General features: G+C 71.9%; 14 protein-coding genes and 1 rRNA gene. 4 read left to right on the top strand and 11 right to left on the bottom strand.

What is annotated here, in order from left to right:
• Window positions 1–187: 187 nt before the first annotated feature.
• Both ACOTKD_RS36685 and ACOTKD_RS36680 read right to left on the bottom strand, forming a co-directional pair.
• Window positions 188–859, bottom strand: a complete 672-nt coding sequence (locus ACOTKD_RS36685) for an HAD family hydrolase (protein WP_424893339.1) — start codon at window positions 857–859, stop codon at window positions 188–190.
• A gap of 53 nt (window positions 860–912) precedes the next feature.
• Window positions 913–1,419 (bottom strand): DUF6912 family protein, encoded by a 507-nt coding sequence (locus ACOTKD_RS36680; protein ID WP_424893338.1) that lies wholly within the window; start codon window positions 1,417–1,419, stop codon window positions 913–915.
• 298 nt (window positions 1,420–1,717) lie between these two features.
• Here ACOTKD_RS36680 and ACOTKD_RS36675 point away from each other — a divergent pair, with 298 nt between their 5' ends.
• On the top strand, window positions 1,718–2,221 hold the full coding sequence (locus ACOTKD_RS36675) for an Rv3235 family protein (RefSeq protein ID WP_424893337.1): 504 nt from the start codon (window positions 1,718–1,720) through the stop codon (window positions 2,219–2,221).
• A 73-nt stretch (window positions 2,222–2,294) separates the two neighbouring features.
• Here the strand turns inward: ACOTKD_RS36675 and secA are convergent, their stop codons facing one another.
• Window positions 2,295–5,111, bottom strand: a complete 2,817-nt coding sequence (gene secA, locus ACOTKD_RS36670) for a preprotein translocase subunit SecA (protein WP_424893336.1) — start codon at window positions 5,109–5,111, stop codon at window positions 2,295–2,297.
• 235 nt (window positions 5,112–5,346) lie between these two features.
• Here secA and ACOTKD_RS36665 point away from each other — a divergent pair, with 235 nt between their 5' ends.
• Both ACOTKD_RS36665 and ACOTKD_RS36660 read left to right on the top strand, forming a co-directional pair.
• Window positions 5,347–5,937, top strand: a complete 591-nt coding sequence (locus tag ACOTKD_RS36665) for a GNAT family N-acetyltransferase (RefSeq protein WP_424893335.1) — start codon at window positions 5,347–5,349, stop codon at window positions 5,935–5,937.
• A gap of 45 nt (window positions 5,938–5,982) precedes the next feature.
• Entirely contained in the window at window positions 5,983–7,185 is a 1,203-nt protein-coding gene (locus tag ACOTKD_RS36660) for a winged helix-turn-helix domain-containing protein (RefSeq protein WP_424893334.1), read from the top strand.
• Between the two features lie 12 nt (window positions 7,186–7,197).
• On the opposite strand, the gene ACOTKD_RS36655 is transcribed toward ACOTKD_RS36660, so the two are convergent.
• From ACOTKD_RS36655 to mtnA, 7 genes are all read right to left on the bottom strand, one after another.
• A complete protein-coding gene (locus ACOTKD_RS36655) occupies window positions 7,198–7,941 on the bottom strand; it encodes a response regulator (protein ID WP_302861112.1) in 744 nt (247 codons plus the stop codon).
• A 259-nt stretch (window positions 7,942–8,200) separates the two neighbouring features.
• The gene (gene hpf, locus ACOTKD_RS36650) at window positions 8,201–8,890 is read right to left on the bottom strand and encodes a ribosome hibernation-promoting factor, HPF/YfiA family (protein WP_424893333.1); all 690 of its coding nucleotides are present in this window, start codon (window positions 8,888–8,890) and stop codon (window positions 8,201–8,203) included.
• Window positions 8,891–9,206: 316 nt separating this feature from the next.
• The gene (locus tag ACOTKD_RS36645; protein ID WP_424893332.1) at window positions 9,207–9,959 is read right to left on the bottom strand and encodes a ComF family protein; all 753 of its coding nucleotides are present in this window, start codon (window positions 9,957–9,959) and stop codon (window positions 9,207–9,209) included.
• Window positions 9,960–10,120: 161 nt separating this feature from the next.
• Window positions 10,121–11,962, bottom strand: a complete 1,842-nt coding sequence (locus ACOTKD_RS36640) for an LpqB family beta-propeller domain-containing protein (RefSeq protein ID WP_424893331.1) — start codon at window positions 11,960–11,962, stop codon at window positions 10,121–10,123.
• Window positions 11,952–14,006: an MtrAB system histidine kinase MtrB gene (mtrB, locus tag ACOTKD_RS36635; protein ID WP_424893330.1), complete on the bottom strand. Its 2,055-nt coding sequence runs from the start codon at window positions 14,004–14,006 to the stop codon at window positions 11,952–11,954. The genes ACOTKD_RS36640 and mtrB overlap by 11 nt, the downstream gene beginning before the upstream one ends.
• Before the next feature lies 1 nt (window position 14,007).
• A complete protein-coding gene (mtrA, locus tag ACOTKD_RS36630) occupies window positions 14,008–14,685 on the bottom strand; it encodes a two-component system response regulator MtrA (protein WP_030369241.1) in 678 nt (225 codons plus the stop codon).
• A gap of 142 nt (window positions 14,686–14,827) precedes the next feature.
• Complete coding sequence (gene mtnA, locus ACOTKD_RS36625) at window positions 14,828–15,982, bottom strand: S-methyl-5-thioribose-1-phosphate isomerase (RefSeq protein ID WP_424893329.1); 1,155 nt, start codon at window positions 15,980–15,982, stop codon at window positions 14,828–14,830.
• 190 nt (window positions 15,983–16,172) lie between these two features.
• Here mtnA and ACOTKD_RS36620 point away from each other — a divergent pair, with 190 nt between their 5' ends.
• Window positions 16,173–17,435 (top strand): glycerophosphoryl diester phosphodiesterase membrane domain-containing protein, encoded by a 1,263-nt coding sequence (locus ACOTKD_RS36620; RefSeq protein WP_424893328.1) that lies wholly within the window; start codon window positions 16,173–16,175, stop codon window positions 17,433–17,435.
• Between the two features lie 154 nt (window positions 17,436–17,589).
• On the opposite strand, the gene rrf is transcribed toward ACOTKD_RS36620, so the two are convergent.
• Window positions 17,590–17,656 (bottom strand): 5S ribosomal RNA (rrf, locus tag ACOTKD_RS36615); the annotation flags it as partial.

Raw genomic sequence — 17,656 nt, 5'->3', positions numbered from 1 at the left:
CGCCCCGCCCGAGCGAACAGCGGCTCCCCGGGTGCCGTGGCACTCCGGGCGCAGGACAGGGGCGCCATCGCCCCTGCTGGATATCGCGCTGATCACCTGGTAAGGCTATCGCCCTTCCCGGGGGAGCCGTCATGAGCCGTTTGTGTACAAAACCCGGGCCCGAACTTTGACACTCTGCACAGCGCGGTCAGCCGGCGAGGCGTTCCGCCTCGGCAACGGCCTCCGCCAGCGTGTCCACGACGGGCACGCCGGCCCCGGCGAGACCCGCCCGGTCGTGCGAACCGCCGGTGTACAGCACGGCGTGCGCCCCCACGTGGGCGGCCGCCACCGCGTCGTCGAGGGCGTCGCCGATGACGACCGTGCGCACGGCGGGTATGCCCTCCAGGCCGGCGAGGTGGCGCGCCATGTGCTCGGCCTTGCTGCCGCCCGAGGGGCCGGTGCGGCCGTCGACCCGGACGAACCTGCGCTCGATGCCGAAGGTGCGCACGAGCGGCAGCAGGTCCTCGTGCCCGTACATCGACATGATCGACTGGGTGCCGCCGCCGTCCTGCCAGCGCTCCAGCAGCGACTCGGCGCCCTCCGCGAGGCCGCAGCGCAGGTGGTGGTCGTGGTAGTGCCGCTGGAAGACCCCGTCCATGTGCTCCCACTCGGCGTCGGTGGGCAGCCGGCCCATCAGCCGCTCGTAGAAGCGCGGGATGGGCACGCAGTACAGCGCGCGGTACCGCTCCAGGGTGATCGGCTCCAGGCCTATCTCCGCGAAGGCGGCGTTCGTCGCCGCCATGACCGCGTCGACGTCGTGGAACAGCGTGCCGTTCCAGTCCCAGACGATGTGCGCCCCGCGCGCCCCGTGCTTCCCCATGCGGAAAACTGTACGGGTCTCCAGTGACAAAGCCGCCGGCCTGCGGCTTTGCGCTACTGGATCAGGTTGGGGATCTCCTGCACGCCGAACCACATGAGGTCGTGGTCCTCGGCGCCGTCGACCGTGAACCGCGCGTTGTCGTCACCGCGGTCCGCGGCGCCCAGCGCGGCGGCGGCCGCCGCGACGTCCTCCTCGGCGTCGCCGGCGTCGACGTGCACGGCGGCGGCCTTCGACAGCGGCACGGCCTCGGAGAGCCGCACCTCGCCGTACGCGGCCTGGTCGAGCCCGCGCTCGGGGTCGGTGACCACGGCGCCCTCGGGCACGTCGACCGCGACGACCACGCGGCGGCGCGGCGCCTCCGGGTCGGCGGCGAGCATGCGCAGCGAGCCCTCGGCGGCGCGGCCCAGGGCCGCGTACTCCAGCTCCTCGACGTCGTCGGAGCGGTACCACTCGCGCAGGGCGGGGGTGACGGCATAGGCGTCCAGCGGGGCCGGGCCCAGTGCTCCCGCCTTGTGCACCTCGGCGAGACCGGGGAGGGTCAAGGGGACGTAGACGCGCATGACCGCCGCTTTCCTTCGATCCTGGGGATTTTCGACTGCGGGATCAGCATACGGGCGAGGGTCCCCCATCGAAGTGCAGGTGAGGCGCGTGCGGGCGGCTCTCCGGCGCCCCGCGTCACGACGCGTGCCGCCCGGCGGCCCCGTCCTCCCCGCGGGTCCCCCGAATAGGTGAAATGCCGACGTGTCCTGCGGCCCGGTCCGCCGTCCTTGATGACCTCCTGCCTCCTGGATAGAAGATCACCAACGGAAGCTACTGCCCGGTAATCCACCGGGCCCGGCGGCACAGGGGGCGATCAGCATGAACAGGACCACCGGCAGCAGGACCGTCGGCAGCAGGACGGCAGGCACCCGGCCCACCGGCGGCAGGACGGCCGCCCGCACGACCAGGCCGGGGGCGGGAACCGCGCCCCCGCGGCGCACCGACGCCCGGCGGCCCCACCCGGCCCCCGCCGCCGCGCGCCGCCGCGAGCGCGAGCGCCTCCCCCGCTACTGGTTCGCCGAACGGCTCCTGCTCACCCTCAGCGGCCAGCGCCCCGTCCACTGGATGCTCGGCCACACCCTGGGCGCCGCGTACGACCAGCTGGCCGCCCTGGCCCCCTACGCGCCCCTGCAGCCCGCCCCGCCGGGCCGCAGCCCCGCCGTCCGGCACTGCGACGAGTTCCGGCCCTCCCCCGGCGTCATCGAGGCCTTCGCCAGGATCGCGGCGGGCGACCGGCTGCTCGCCCTCGCCTTCCGCCTGGAGCACTGCACCGACCAGCGGTGGCGCTGCTCGGCCGTAGAACTCGGCGGCACCCGCCGCTGACATGCGGCGAGGCGGGGCAGGACCCCCGGATCACCCGGAAGGTCCCGCCCCGCCTCGCCACCCGTGCGCGGGTTTACTTCTTACGGCGCCGCCCACCGCTGTTCTTCTGCGCCTTGCGGCGCTCGGCGCGGGTCATGCCGTCCGCGGCGGAGCGGAACTCGCCCGTGTCGTCGCTCGCGTAGTCCGTCTCGATGGTGCCGCCCGCACCGTCCACCGTCGGCGCGGAGAAGTGCAGCCGGTCAGGCCGCTGCGGCTGCGCGAGGCCCTTCGCGCGGATCTCGGGACGGGCGGCGGGGATGGTGTCCTGCACCTTGTCCAGGGACGGCGCGGCCTCCTCGACCGGCACCTCCTCCAGCTGCTGGTCGACCTGGACCTCCAGGTTGAACAGGTAGCCGACGGACTCCTCCTTGATGCCCTCCATCATGGCCTGGAACATGTCGAAGCCCTCGCGCTGGTACTCCACCAGCGGGTCCTTCTGGGCCATCGCCCGCAGGCCGATGCCCTCCTGGAGGTAGTCCATCTCGTAGAGGTGCTCGCGCCACTTGCGGTCGAGCACCGACAGGACCACGCGCCGCTCCAGCTCGCGCATGATGTCGGAGCCCAGCTGCTCCTCACGCGCCGCGTACTGCTCGTGGATGTCGTCCTTGATGGACTCGGCGATGAACTCGGCCGTGATGCCCGCGCGGTCGCCCGCCGCCTCCTCCAGCTCGTCGATGGTGACCTTCACGGGGTAGAGCTGCTTGAAGGCGCTCCACAGCCGCTCCAGGTCCCACTCCTCGGCAAAGCCCTCGACGGTCTCCTGGCGGATGTAGTCGTCGATGGTGTCGTCCATGAAGTGCTGGATCTGCTCCTGCAGGTCCTCGCCCTCCAGGACGCGGCGGCGCTCGCCGTAGATGACCTCGCGCTGGCGGTTGAGCACCTCGTCGTACTTCAGGACGTTCTTGCGCGTCTCGAAGTTCTGCTGCTCGACCTGCGACTGCGCCGAGGCGATGGCCCGGGTGACCATCTTGTTCTCGATCGGCACGTCGTCAGGAACGTTGGCCATGGCCATCACGCGCTCGACCATCTGGGCCTTGAACAGACGCATCAGGTCGTCACCCAGCGACAGGTAGAAGCGGGACTCGCCCGGGTCGCCCTGACGGCCGGAACGGCCGCGGAGCTGGTTGTCGATGCGGCGCGACTCGTGGCGCTCCGTGCCGAGCACGTACAGGCCGCCGAGGTCCTTGACCTCCTCGAACTCGGCCTTGACCGCGGCCTCGGCCCGCTCCAGGGCGCCCGGCAGCGCGGCCGCCCACTCCTCGACGTGCTCCACCGGGTCGAGGCCCATCTGGCGCAGCTCCGCCTCGGCGAGGTCGTCCGGATTGCCGCCCAGCTTGATGTCCGTACCGCGGCCGGCCATGTTCGTGGCGACGGTGACGGCGCCCCTGCGGCCGGCCTGCGCGACGATCGAGGCCTCGCGCTCGTGGTGCTTGGCGTTGAGGACCTCGTGCTGGATGCCGCGCTTGGCGAGCTGCTGCGAGAGGTACTCGGACTTCTCCACGGAAGTGGTGCCGACCAGGATCGGCTGCCCCTTCTCGTGCTTCTCGGCGATGTCCTTGACCACGGCGTCGAACTTGGCGACCTCGGTGCGGTAGATGAGGTCGGACTGGTCCTTGCGGACCATCGGCCGGTTGGTCGGGATCGGCACCACGCCGAGCTTGTAGATCTGGTGGAACTCGGCGGCCTCGGTCATGGCCGTACCGGTCATGCCGGACAGCTTGTTGTAGAGGCGGAAGAAGTTCTGGAGGGTGATCGTGGCGAGCGTCTGGTTCTCGTCCTTGATGTCCACCCCCTCCTTCGCCTCGATGGCCTGGTGCATGCCCTCGTTGTAGCGACGGCCGGCGAGGATACGGCCGGTGTGCTCGTCGACGATCATGACTTCGCCGTCCATGACGACGTAGTCCTTGTCCCTCTTGAACAGTTCCTTCGCCTTGATGGCGTTGTTCAGATAACCGACGAGGGGGGTGTTGACCGACTCGTAGAGGTTGTCGATGCCCAGCCAGTCCTCGACCTTGCTCACGCCGGCCTCGTGGATGGCGACCGTGCGCTTCTTCTCGTCGACCTCGTAGTCGCCGGTCTCCTCGACGCCCTTCTGCGGGTTGGCCGGCTCGCCCTTGCTCAGGCGGGTGACCAGCTTGGCGAAGTCCCCGTACCACTTGGTGGCCTGGTCGGCCGGGCCCGAGATGATCAGCGGCGTACGGGCCTCGTCGACGAGGATCGAGTCGACCTCGTCGACCACGGCGAAGTTGTGCCCGCGCTGGACCAGCTCGTCCTTCGACCACGCCATGTTGTCGCGCAGGTAGTCGAAGCCGAACTCGTTGTTCGTGCCGTACGTGATGTCGCAGTTGTACTGCTCGCGGCGCTGCGCCGGCGTCATGTTCGCCAGGATGCAGCCGACGCTCAGGCCCAGGAACTTGTGCACCCGGCCCATCAGCTCGGAGTCGCGCTCGGCCAGGTAGTCGTTGACGGTGATCAGGTGGACGCCCTCGCCCGAGAGGGCGTTCAGATACGCCGGGAGGGTGCCGACGAGGGTCTTGCCCTCACCGGTCTTCATCTCGGCCACGTACCCCAGGTGCAGGGCGGCACCGCCCATGAGCTGGACGTCGTAGTGCCGCTGACCGAGGACGCGCTTGGCGCCCTCGCGGACGGTCGCGAACGCCTCGGGAAGCAGGTCGTCCAGGCTCTCACCGTCGGCATAGCGCTGCTTGTACTCGTCGGTCAGGGCGCGCAGCTCGGCGTCGGAGAGGTTGAGGAAGTCCTCTTCGATGGAATTGACCTGGTCCGCGATGCGGTGCAGCTTGCGCAGGATCTTGCCTTCTCCTGCACGCATGATCTTGCCGAAGACGGACACGTAGGCTAGCTCCTTGCCGGTCGGGCCTGGCACCGGTTCTCCCCCGCCGTGGGCAGGGGGCGGGTACGCGGGCACGACGGGACAGTCCCCGCCGCAACGGCCATCGTAAGCGAGGACCCCGCCGCGCCGGGAGGTCCGTCATCACCCGGGCCGGGTGTCACCCGCGGTGTCACCCGGCCATGGAACGAGCGAACCGCCCTGGAGGTGCCCCGCCCCGGGTTCCTACACTCCGCCCATGGAGCCCACGAGCCTCACCACCGAGCGCCTGCTGCTGCGCCCCTTCACCACCTCGGACGCGGCCGCGCTGCACGCCGCCTGCCAGGACCCGGACATCCCGCGGTACACGAGCGTGCCCTCCCCGTACACCCCCGAGGACGCCCGGGCCTTCATCGACGGGACCTGCCCGGCCGGCTGGCGCGACGACTCCGTCTACACGTGGGGCGTGTTCACCCGTGAGGAGGGCCGGCTGACCGGTTCCATGAGCCTGGTGCGGCTCCCGCAGCCCTCCCGCGACCACCAGGCCGAGATCGGCTACTGGACCGCCAAGGAGCAGCGCGGCCGCGGGTACACCGCCGAAGCCGCCCGCGAGGTGGCCCGGTGGGCCTTCGAGCGCCTCGGCGTCGAGCGCCTGGAGTGGTACGCGGAGGCCGGCAACGAGGGCTCCCGCGCCGTGGCCCTCAAGGCCGGGTTCACGATGGAGGGCAGCCAGCGATCGAAGATCGCCCACGCGGGCACGCGCCGCGACGCGTGGGTCGGCTCCCTGCTCCCCTCCGACCTCGGACTGCCCTCCGCCGCCCCCTACCTGCCCTTTCCCGGGCGCGGCTGACCGGCTCCGGGGGCGTTGTCAGTGCCCCCGCCTAAGGTGATCGGCATGACAACTGCCGCCGCCGCCAAGGCCCGTAAGCCCGGAGCCCGCACGCCCGAGCACCACCTGTCGGCCGATGACGCCCGCCGCCTGGCCCTGCGCGCCCAGGGCCTGCTCGGCGCCCCGGACCGGCGGGCGGGCACGCGCGGCGTGCTGCGCCGGCTGGGGGCCGTCCAGCTGGACACGATCTCGGTGCTCGCCCGCTCGCACGAGCTGGTGCCGTACGCACGGCTGGGCGCCCTCGGGCGGGACGCGGTCGAGGCGGCCTACTGGTCGGGGGACCACGCCTTCGAGTACTGGTCGCACGCCGCGTGCATCCTGCCCGTCGAGGAGTGGCCGCTGTTCGCCTTCCGGCGCCGGGCCTTCCAGGCCCGCGGCCACCGCTGGCACATCATGGAGGACGCCGAGCGCTCGTGCGCCGCCGTCCGCGACCGGCTGAAGGCCGAGGGCCCGCTGACGGCCACGGAGCTGGGCGGCGCCAAGAACGGCGGGGAGTGGTACGACTGGTCCGAGACGAAGATCGCGGTGGAGTGGCTGCTGGACACCGGCGAAGTGGTCTGCACCCGCCGGCGCGGCTGGAAGCGCGTGTACGACCTGGCCGAGCGCGCCGTCCCGGACGCCCTCTTCCACGACGACCTGGACGACGCCGCGTGTGTCCGGCGCCTGGTGGCGCAGGCCGGTGCCGCGATGGGCGTGGCGACGAGGGCGGACCTCGCCGACTACCACCGCCTCAAGGGCGAGCAGGTGGACGCCGTCATCGAGGAGACCGGCCTGGTGCCGGTCGAGGTGGCGGGCTGGTCGAAGCCGGCGTGGGCCGACCCGGCGGCCCTGGAGGCACCGCCGCGCGGCCGGCACCGCACGACGCTGCTGTCGCCGTTCGACTCGCTGGTGTGGGACCGCCCCCGCACCGAGCGGATCTTCGGCTTCACCCACCGCCTGGAGGCGTACGTGCCGAAGACCAAGCGCATACACGGCTATTTCGCGATGCCGCTGCTGGCGGGCGGCCGGCTGCTGGGCCGCGTGGACCCGGCGCGCGACGGCAGCACGCTGGTGGCCCGGCAGGTCTCCCTCGACGGGCCCAAGGCCGTGGAGCCCATGGCCCGGGCCCTGCGGGAGGCTGCGGAATGGGTGGGCTGCCACGCCGTACGCATCGAGCGCTGCGACGACGCGAAGCTGGCGGCGGAGCTGGTGAAGGCCCTGGCCGCCTGAGCCGGCCGGGGCCTACCTGATCTCCAGGATCTTCTCCCGCATCGCGTACACCACCGCCTCCATCCTGGAGTGCAGCTGCAGCTTCTCCAGGATGTTCCGCACGTGGTTCTTGACGGTGTTCTCGGAGATGAACAACTCCTTGGCGATGTCGCGGTTGTTCATCCCCGTGGCCACCAGCTTGAGGACCTCCAGCTCACGGTCGGTCAGCCGGGGCGCCGGCACCAGCCGCCGCTCGTCCGTGCGCTGGATCATCGACTTGAACTCGGTGAGGAGCTTGGAGGCCATCGAGGGGCTGATCTGCGACTGCCCGTCCGCCACCGCCCGGATCGCCGTCGCGACCTCGTCGGTGGAGATCTCCTTGAGGAGATAGCCGGTGGCCCCGGCCTTGATGGCGTCGTAGAGATCGGCCTCCTCATCGCTGATCGTCAGCATGATGATCTTCGCGCTGGGGGCCACCTCCTTGATGGAGGTGCAGGCCTCGATGCCGCCGCGCTTGGGCATGCGGACGTCCATCAGCACGATGTCGGGCAGCAGGTCCGCGGCCTTGTCCACGGCCTCCGCGCCGTCCCCGGCCTCGCCGACGACCTGGATGTCCTCCTCCTGGGCCAGGACGATCTCCAGGCCCCGGCGGAAGAGCGCGTGGTCGTCCACGACCAGGACCCGGATGGGCTCCTCGCGCGCCGTGCCCCTGTCCGTGCAGGAGCCTTCGTCGTCGTCCTCGCCGGGCTCGAGTACGGGCCCGAACCTGTCCGCCATTGTTCCTCCCCCTGAAGACCCCTGAAGGCCCAGAGCCCCTCGCGGTCGCACTGTGCTGCGTGCTGTGCCGCCCAACCGGTTCCCCGGTGCCGGTGGTTGGCTGCCGGGGTCATGATTTCATGCCGGGACGCCGGGCAGCGCGTTCCCCGGGTTCCTGCCGTCGCACGCCGGTGCCCCGGGAGCGCGGGGGGCGCGCTCCGAGGGCACCTGGCTTCGGGTGGACTACGGCGTCGGACGCGGGAGGCCGGGGCCTCCCGGGTCAGCCGCCCAGCTCCCCGCCCGCACCACCGGGCTCTCCTTCGAAGAGCGGGTCGGCATTGAGGTGGATGACGCCGTAGTCGTAGGCGTGCCGCCGGTAGACGACACTCGGTAGCTTGGTGTCGGAGTCGACGAACAGGTAGAAGTCGTGCCCGACCAACTCCATTTCGTAGAGCGCCTGGTCGAGGCTCATGGGCGCTGCGGAGTGGGTCTTCTCGCGGACCACCACGGGGCCTTCTCCCCGGATCTCCAGGGATCCCATGCGGGTGACCGGCACTCCGTCCGCCGCCTGTTCGGCGGCGAGTTCACCGCTGTCGGTGAGCTCGGCTGCGCCGATGACGGTCGATGCGACATCGCTCGCGGGGATTCGGCCGTTGCCCCGCCGGGTGTGGCGCTTGTCGTTCTCCTTGCGCAGTCGTGCTTCGAGCTTGCTGGTGGCCAGGTCCAGTGCGACGTACGGATCGGTTGCTGCGGCCTCCGCGCGGATCACCGGGCCACGGGAACGCACCGTGATCTCCACCCGGTCGGAGCGGTCGGCCTGCCTGGGGTTGGGCTCCTTGGACACCTCGACGTCGAGGCTGATCACCTTGCCGTCGAGCTTCTGGATCTTGTCCAGCTTCAGCTTCTCGGCCACGTGCTTGCGAAAGCGCTCGGGCACCTCGGTCTTGCGGCCTTTGACGACGATGTCCACGCAGAACTCCGTTCCCGGATCGCTCCGCCGAAGGTGCGGAGCGCATCCCTCTTGCATCAGACTCCGGGGATACCCGGAGCCCCCGACTTGGCGGTTTTCACCTCCTCCTCCCCCATCGGCAAGGTCTGCACCCCATCGACTTCAAGCTTCCGTGAAAGCGCGCAAAGCGCGCCATTCGGAAATGCGAGGCATAGCCCCTGCCATTCCTCACAACCGAACATATCTCGCTCGGACGCCTGTCGGTAGCCCCTACCGGGACGTACCTCCATTCAGGTGTTTGCCTGCCGTTACCATCAGCAACGAATGACATTGCCCTTCAGTTCCGGTTCTTTTCAGCCGAGAGCGGCGGAACTGCGGAGGCGGCCACGACGGCGGCGCCCAGCACGCGCCCGCCCGCGAGCGAGACGGCACGAGCCGCCTCGGCCAGCGAGGCCCCGGTGGTCATCAGGTCGTCTACCAGCACCACCGGCCCTTCGCGCACCAACAGCCTCTCTGTTCCCATACGTACCCCTAGTGCGCCGGCGACATTCGCCCTGCGCTGCCGGGCGCCGAGCCCGGCCTGATCGGCGACGACCCTGCACTGCCGCAGCACGGCCGCCACGGCGACCGGAAACCCGCCCGAGCGGAGGGCCCGCGCGGCACCGAGAGCGAGCCGCCGTCCGGCGTCGTGGCCCCGGGCGGCGACGGCACGGCGGGCGGAGGGGACGGGGACGAGCAGCAAGGGCCTTTCACCGGCCTCCAGGGCCCCTCCCCCGCCCCGCCGGCCACCGTCCGGGCCATGGGCCGCGGAGCGCACCGCACCCGCCAGGGCAGCCCCCAGCGGCCCCGCCAGCCCCAGCGCCCCGCGCTCCTTGTGCGCGAGCAGCGCCGAGCGCACCGGGCCCTCGTACCGCGCGGCGGCGTGGACCGGCGGCAGCCCGGCCGGCTCCGGATCAGGCCTGACGCGCCACGCACCGCCCCCGCCCAGCGCCGCCCGGCACACCTCGCACAGCACGGACCGCGGCCGCCCGCACCCCGCGCACTCGCCCGGCAGTACCAGCCCGGCGATCTCCTGCCACCACCCGTGCACAGATCCACTGTCCCGCCGGGCGCGGCGCCCCGCCACCCCTGTGGAAAACTCCCGGCGCGGCCTCGCGGAACACCCCCGGCACACCCCGGAGGCCCCCGCCCGCGCCGCCCCGGCGCGAACCGCCCGCTGCTCCGGACGGACCGGCCACCCGGACAGAACGGCTACCCCGGATAGACCGGCGCCGAGCCTTCCTTGGTCACCAGCTTCCAGTTGCTGTCCGGCAGCAGCCGGACGATCCCGCCGTCCCGCTCCGCCACCAGTGCCGGCGCCTTGGCCGCGCTCTCCGACGCCGCGACGCCGCGCACTCCCGTGATCCCGGGCAGAGCGGAGGCGTTCGACAGCGAACCGTCCGTGTCGATGTACTGCAGCTGCTGCAGCCCGCCCTGCTCGTTCCCCGCGACCAGCAGCCGGCTCCCGCCCGCCCACGACACCGCGTCGACCTGCTCCAACCGCGGTGCCACCGAGCGCAGTTCCTGCACGGACAGGCTCAGCCGCCCGGCGCTCACGCGCCGCTCGACCCGGCCCAGCTTCAGGCTCGTACGGTCGCCCTTGGTCACCAGCAGCGCGACCCGCACCCCGTCGGCCGCGACCCGCAGCCCGGTGATGCGCCCGTCGAGCCGGGGCACCTGGACCTCCTCGGGGCTGCCCGAGCCGCCCGGCAGCCGCAGCAGCCGCGGCCGGTCCGGGTCCTGGTCGGCGACCCACAGATCGCCGAGCCCGTCCCAACTCGGAGCCGTCAGACCCGACTTCACCCCGCCGCGCGCGGTCACCCGCGGCTCGCCCAGCGAGGCGCCCGCCTCCATGCCGGTGACGTACAGCGCCTGGCCGTTGTTCGCCACGCCCGCGGCGCGCTGCTCCTTCCGGTCCACGGCGACCGAGCGCAACTGCAGGGCGTTGTCGGCCCCGAACGGCCCCGGCACCCGGCGCGGTTCCTCGTCGCCGTCGGCCAGGCTCACCATCCGGTGCTGCGCGTCCACGAAGTACTGCTGGTCGGCGCCGCGGCCGGCCGCCTGGTCGGGGGCGTACTTGCGCGCGTCCTCCCGCGCCAGCGAGCACAGCTGCGAGCCGTTCTCCCGCTGCAGCACGACCTGGGAGACCTTCGCCGACTGGTCCTGAACGGTGTAGAGGAGCTGCGCGGCCATGCGCTGGCACTGCTCCTGGTTGGTGCCCGCGGCCTTCCCGTTGAGACGGATCTTCAGGGCGTTGGAGTCGTCCACGGAGAGCCGACGGTCCACGACCTTGGTGCCGGTCGGGAAGGCCGTCGCGGCCACCGGGTCCAGCCAGTTGGTCGGCCCGTCCAGCACGGCGTTGACCGTGGAGGTGACGGGGTCTATGCGCTTGCGGAGGTAGACGGGGTCGGCGACGAGGATCTCCTGGCCCTTGCGCCCGCCCGGCGTGCCCAGCTCCGCGAAGTAGTACTTGTTGACGGAGCGGTAGATGCGCTGGAAGTCGGCGACGCCGAGCACCAGCCCGGACGGCAGCGCGTCGATGCGCCACTCGCCGCCCTCGCGCGCGACGTGGATCCGCTCCTTGTACGTGGCCTCTTCCGGCTTGTACGCGTGCTTGGGATCGATCCTGGCGACCTGCTTGCCGATCAGGGTGACGACGTAGTCCTGATCCCGGTCGTCGGCGCGCTCCACGTGCACCTGCGGGGGCTCCGCGAGCACCACCGTGTCCCCGCCGGCCGGGTCCCACTCCCGCTGCTTGCCCTTGGCCAGGTACATCCGGGCCGTGCCGTAGTCCGGGTCGTCGCTGGTGGTGGCCTCCAGGAAGCCCGTCACCAGCTCCTGCGGACGCTCGCCCTTGTGCGGCGCCACACCGTAGACCCGCACCTGCGAATCCGCGTCGGCGCGCTGCGACGAGTCGACCGGCCGCACCTCGCCGCTGTCCGGCATCGAGGCGCACCCGGCCAGCAGCGCGCCGCTGACGGCGAGCGCGCCGAACCCGGCGGTCCGCCGGAGCGGGCCGGGCGTCCGCCGACGCCGATTGCGTTCAGCGCCCACGCGCCCGTCCTCCGCGTTCTCCCGCACGTTCCTCCGCGGCACCGGCCGCGGGCTTGCCCCCGTCCCGCGCACTGCCCTGGCCGGCCGCGCGGGCCACCACACGGGCACCGCTGCCCGGCAGCGCCGCCGGGTCCACGGCGGGCACGTTCCGCGCCTGCGGCTGTACGGGCTTCAGGCCGCTGCCCTGCGGCGGCACGCCCCCGGACCGGCCGTTGACGGCCAGCGGCACTCCGGCGTCGTTCAGGCCGCGGTTGCGCCGCGAGTCCTCCGGCTCCAGCGGGATGGGCGAGCCGCGCAGCGTGTCGCCCGCCGTGGCGGGCAGGGTCAGCCGGAACTGCGAGCCGCCGCCCGGCTCGCCCCACGCCTGCAGCCAGCCGCCGTGCAGGCGCGCGTCCTCGACGGCGATCGACAGGCCCAGGCCCGTACCGCCGGTGGTGCGGGCGCGCGCGGGATCGGCGCGCCAGAAGCGGTTGAACACCCGCGTCGCCTCGCCGGGCTTGAGCCCCACGCCGTAGTCCCGTACCGCGACCGCGACCGCACCGCCGGCCGCGGCCAGCCGCACGACCACGTCCCGGCCCTCGCCGTGCTCCACGGCGTTGACCACGAGATTGCGCAGCACGCGCTCCACGCGCCGCGCGTCGGCCTCCGCGGTCACGGGCTGCTCCACGCCCTGGACCAGCAGCCGGCTGCCCTTGCGGTCCGCGAGCGGCAGGGCACCCTCGATCACCCGGTTCACGACGTCGCGCAGGTCGACCGGCTCGGCCTCCAGGGCCGCGGCGCCCGCGTCGAAACGGCTGATCTCCAGCAGGTCGGCCAGCAGCGACTCGAAGCGGTCGACCTGCCCGTACAGCAGCTCCGCCGAACGCGCGGTGACCGGGTCGAAGTCCTCACGGGCCTCGTGGATGACCTCGGCGGCCATGCGGACGGTCGTCAGCGGCGTCCGCAGCTCGTGCGAGACGTCCGAGACGAACCGGCGCTGCATCCGCGACAGCTGCTCCAGCTGCTGGATCTTGACCTGGAGGTTCTGCGCCATCTTGTTGAAGGCTTCACCGAGACGGGCGATGTCGTCCTCGCCGGTGACCTTCATGCGTTCCTGCAGCACGCCCGCCGCGAGCCGCTCGGAGATGCTGGCGGCCATCCGCACGGGCGTGACGATCTGCCGCACCACGAGCCAGGCGATGGCCCCGAGCAGCACCACCACGAACACCCCGGCGGTCGCGAGCGTGCCCCTGACCAGGCCCAGCGACTTCTCCTCCTGGGTGTACGGGAAGAGGTAGTACAGCTGATAGGCCTTGCCGTTGGGGTCGTACATGCGCTTGCCGACGACCAGCGCGGGCTCGCCCTCGTCGGAGGAGTTGTGCTTGACCGACGCGGACTTCCACAGCGCCCCGGTCTTGGTGTCCAGCTGTTTCCGCAGGTCGGCGGGGATGCTGGCCTCGGGGTCGATGTCACCGGAGGCACGCGGGCCGCGCGCGCCGGCGGACGACACGTCGCCGTAGCCCGAATCGCCGTACGCGAGGTCGCCGCCCCCGGAGCTGAGCGCCACCACGTGGTAGACGCCCTGCCCGCCGCTGGACAGCTGCTGCACCTGCGCCGTCAGCCAGGCGCCGGGGTCGGTGCCGCTGCGGCTGCCCGACTGCGCGTCCTGGCCGCGGGTGTCACCCGCGGCGTCGGCGGCGTCCCGCGCGGCCTTGAAACCGCCCTCGGCCTGGCTCAGCGACGCGTGCCGCTTGGCCTCCAGCAGGCCGTTGCGGACCTGCCCGACGACGACCACACCGAGGAGCAGCACGACGCCCATCGACATCAGCAGCGTCGTGGCGACCACGCGCAGCTGGATGTTGCGCCGCCACAGCCGCATCGCGGGCAGCAGCGGCCGCCGCACCCAGCGCACGTACAGCCTCAGCACAGGGTGGACCGGCCCCGCCGCCGCGCCGTCGGACAGCATCTGCCCGGCCCGCCACAGCCGCCGGAAGAGGGATATTCCGCCCGCCGTCTCGACGGGCCGCCCCGCGCCCCGCTCCGGAGCGGCACCGTTGCCGGACATGTCAGCTCGGCCCGGCCTTGTAGCCCACACCACGGACGGTCACCACGATCTCCGGCCGCTCAGGGTCCTTCTCGACCTTGGAGCGCAGCCGCTGGACGTGCACGTTGACGAGGCGGGTGTCGGCCGCGTGGCGGTAACCCCACACCTGCTCCAGGAGCACCTCGCGGGTGAAGACCTGCCACGGCTTGCGGGCGAGCGCGACCAGCAGGTCGAACTCGAGCGGCGTCAGCGCGATCGAGTGGCCGTCGCGCTTGACCGAGTGCCCGGCCACGTCGATGACCAGGTCGCCTATCCCCAGCTGCTCCGGTGCGGGCTCCTCCGACCGGCGCAGGCGGGCGCGGATCCGCGCCACCAGCTCCTTCGGCTTGAACGGCTTGACGATGTAGTCGTCCGCCCCCGACTCCAGGCCGACGACCACGTCGACCGTGTCGCTCTTCGCGGTCAGCATCACGATCGGCACACCGGACTCGGCGCGGATGAGCCGGCACACCTCGATGCCGTCCCTGCCGGGCAGCATCAGGTCGAGCAGCACGAGATCGGGCTTCACCTCACGAAAAGCAGCAAGTGCCTTGTCGCCGTCCGCAACGAACGACGGCTCGAAACCCTCACCACGCAGCACAATGCCGAGCATCTCGGCCAGTGCGGTGTCGTCGTCGACGACAAGGACGCGTCCCTTCATATCGACATCATCCCATTTTCGCATCCGGTCCATAGAGCCGGGTGACGGAGCTCACCTGGCGCGACTGACACACTCCGGTGTGTCCCGTTGACCTGGGACCCCGATCGCGTTCGCCGCCAGGGGTGGACAGTACACGTGCGGATCAGCCCGGCTCACTCCCGGATCCCCGCTGCGGCCCGGCGCAGAGCTCCGCCAGGCCGGACCGGGTCACCGGCGACACCACGCCGTTCTCCGTGACGATCGCGGTCACCAGCTCCGGCGGTGTGACATCGAACGCAGGGTTGTACGCTTGCGCCCCCAGCGGGGCCACCGGCACGCCCGTGCCCGGCTCCGCGCCTGCCCCCGGAGGCACGACCGTAAACTCCGTCACCTCGTGCCCCGCGCGCTGCTCCACCTCGATCGCCGAGCCCGCGGGCGTCGAGAGGTCCACGGTGCTCACCGGGGCCACGACGACGAACGGCACGTGGTGGTAGCGGGCCAGCACCGCCAGCGGATAGCTGCCCACCTTGTTCGCAACGGACCCGTCGGCGGCTATCCGGTCCGCACCGATCAGCACCGCGTCCACCTCGCCCGAGGCGAACAGCGACCCCGCCGCGTTGTCGGTGAGCAGCGTGTACGCCATACCGGCACGGGCCGCCTCGTACGCGGTGAGCCGCGCGCCCTGCAGCAGCGGACGCGTCTCGTCCACCCATAGGCGCCTCAGCCGCCCCACGCGGTGCGCCGCCCCCGCCACGGCGAAGGCCGTGCCCTCGCCGCCGGAGACCAGCGCCCCGGTGTTGCAGTGCGTGAGCACCCGGAAGCCGCCGCCGGGCACGAGCTCCGCCAGCAGGGCCAGCCCGTGCTCCGCCATCCGCGCGCTTGCCTCGGCGTCCTCACGGTGCAGGGCGCGGGCCTCGGCAAGGGTGGCCGCGGCGGCCTGCCCGGGGCCCGGCCGGTCGCCGAGGGCCTTCTCGTACGCCGTCCGGGCGCGCTGCACCCCGTAGGCGAGGTTCACGGCCGTGGGACGCGCGTGCGCGAGCAGCTCGGCGGACTCCGCGACGTCGAAGCCGCGCACGGCCGCCAGCGCCACCCCGTACGCTCCGGCGATCCCCAGCAGCGGAGCTCCGCGCACGGCGAGCGTACGGATCGCGTCGACCAGCGCCGGTACGTCCGTGCACACGAGCTCGACCTCCTCCGCGGGAAGCCTGCGCTGGTCCAGGAGCACGAGCACGGGCCCCTCCGGCCGCTCCTCCCATCTCAGGGAGGGAACGGAGCCGGGCTCGACGGACGCCATGGATGCCGCGAACTGATCAGCCATCTGTCCAGTCTGGCCCGGACGCCCCGGGCAGGGAAAGGTCGCCTGCGGATTCCTCCCCCGTACGAGCTGACGGGCCCCACCGGGCGCCTCTGCGCCCCGCTGGGCGTTGAAGACCCCGTGACACGATTGCTGGCATCCGCTCGCCGCCGCACCGGCGGACGGGCGGGCACCGAGAAGGAGCGAGACGCACATGACTGACTCTCCGGGCCGGACCTCGCCCGGATCCTCCCCGTCCGAAGAGACCGACAAGGCCGCTGAAGCCGCCGAGGCCGCCGAGGCCGCTCAGGAGGGGCGCCCCGCGCAGTGGGCACGGGAACAACCCCCGCCGGGTGACTGGTCGACTTCCGCCCAGGGCCCGCCGCGGCAGCGCCGGGGCACGGGCGAGAGAGCCCGCGCGCAGACGGGCCCGGGACCGGGCCACGGGGACGCGAGCGGCGTACCGGGCCGGCCGGGGCCACAAGCGGGCTGGCAGCAGGCGGGCCGCCCGCAGTGGGGACGGCCGCAGGCGCCCCAGCCCGGTGTGATCCCGCTGCGTCCGTTGCAGGCCGGCGAGATCGTGGAGGGCGCGGTCCGTGCGATGCGCATCCACTGGCGTGCTGTCCTCGGTATTTCGCTGACGGTCGCGGTCGGCACCCAGGCCGTGGCAACGGTGGTCGACCGGCTGTGGGACGCGGGGACACCCGAGCTCGATCCGTTCGGCGGAGCAACGCCGGAGACCCCTCAGGAGCTGGTCGGGGCCATAGGCAACGGCCTGGGCGGGATCGGCGTGGCGTGGCTGCTCAGCCTGGTCGGTTCCATTACGGCGGCGGCCCTCCTGACGGTGATCGTCAGCCGCGCGGTCCTGGGCCGCCCGGTCACCGCCCGGGAGGCGTGGCGGAGCGCGAGGCCTCAGCTGGGCCGGATGGCCGGCCTGATGGTCCTGGTGCCGATGCTGCTGATCGGGGTGTTCGCCGTCGGTATCGTCTGGGGGCTCCTAGCGGCGGCAGCCGGGGCGGAGCAGGCAGGGATGTCGCTGACGGCCCTGGGCGGGCTGGTGGCGATGGTCGTGGCCACCTGGCTGTGGATCCGCTACAGCCTCGCCGCACCGGCACTGATGCTGGAGAAGCAGGGTGTCGCGGCGGCGATGCAGCGGTCGGCGAAGCTGGTGCGTGGGTCGTGGTGGCGCGTCTTCGGCATCCAGCTCATCTCGATCCTGATCACGGCGCTGGTGAGTTTGATGGCGCAGACCGTTGTTCTCGTCTTCGACGTCTTCGTCCACGGAGCCGGAGGACAGTCGGTGGCCGATGCGACCGATTGGGCGTCGCTGATCGAGATCGGTATTGCGGCGGTGGTCAGCTCGGCTCTTACGTTGCCGGTGTCGGCCGGCATGACGGCCCTGCTCTACATGGACCAGCGCATCCGGCGTGAGTCCCTTGACGTCGAGCTCGCGCGGTCGGCGAGCGAGGGCAAGTAAGAGCGTTTGTTCTGCTGGTTGTTCAGCCGCTCGGCTGCTTCCCGGGGAAGGGAAGCAGCCGAGCGCACCGGGGAAATCACGGGAATCATTGTTTCGGGAACGCAAAAAAGCCTCAGGCCCGGGATGAATATCCCAGGCCTGAGGCTGAATAATTGTTCGGCGGCGTCCTACTCTCCCACACGGTCCCCCATGCAGTACCATCGGCGCTGAAAGGCTTAGCT

The organism is Streptomyces sp. XH2 (genome assembly GCF_049725035.1).
In the GTDB taxonomy this organism is placed as follows: domain Bacteria; phylum Actinomycetota; class Actinomycetes; order Streptomycetales; family Streptomycetaceae; genus Streptomyces; species Streptomyces roseoverticillatus.
This window is presented reverse-complemented; position numbering and strand designations above follow the sequence as displayed.

Excerpts from the sequence above, each read along its gene's own strand:
- ACOTKD_RS36685 (WP_424893339.1), bottom strand. The coding sequence starts at position 859 with ATGGGGAAGCACGGGGCGCGCGGGGCGCACATCGTCTGGGACTGGAAC.
- ACOTKD_RS36680 (WP_424893338.1), bottom strand. The coding sequence starts at position 1,419 with ATGCGCGTCTACGTCCCCTTGACCCTCCCCGGTCTCGCCGAGGTGCAC.
- ACOTKD_RS36675 (WP_424893337.1), top strand. The coding sequence starts at position 1,718 with ATGAACAGGACCACCGGCAGCAGGACCGTCGGCAGCAGGACGGCAGGC.
- ACOTKD_RS36665 (WP_424893335.1), top strand. The coding sequence starts at position 5,347 with ATGGAGCCCACGAGCCTCACCACCGAGCGCCTGCTGCTGCGCCCCTTC.
- ACOTKD_RS36660 (WP_424893334.1), top strand. The coding sequence starts at position 5,983 with ATGACAACTGCCGCCGCCGCCAAGGCCCGTAAGCCCGGAGCCCGCACG.
- ACOTKD_RS36655 (WP_302861112.1), bottom strand. The coding sequence starts at position 7,941 with ATGGCGGACAGGTTCGGGCCCGTACTCGAGCCCGGCGAGGACGACGAC.
- mtrB (WP_424893330.1), bottom strand. The coding sequence starts at position 14,006 with ATGTCCGGCAACGGTGCCGCTCCGGAGCGGGGCGCGGGGCGGCCCGTC.
- mtrA (WP_030369241.1), bottom strand. The coding sequence starts at position 14,685 with ATGAAGGGACGCGTCCTTGTCGTCGACGACGACACCGCACTGGCCGAG.
- mtnA (WP_424893329.1), bottom strand. The coding sequence starts at position 15,982 with ATGGCTGATCAGTTCGCGGCATCCATGGCGTCCGTCGAGCCCGGCTCC.
- ACOTKD_RS36620 (WP_424893328.1), top strand. The coding sequence starts at position 16,173 with ATGACTGACTCTCCGGGCCGGACCTCGCCCGGATCCTCCCCGTCCGAA.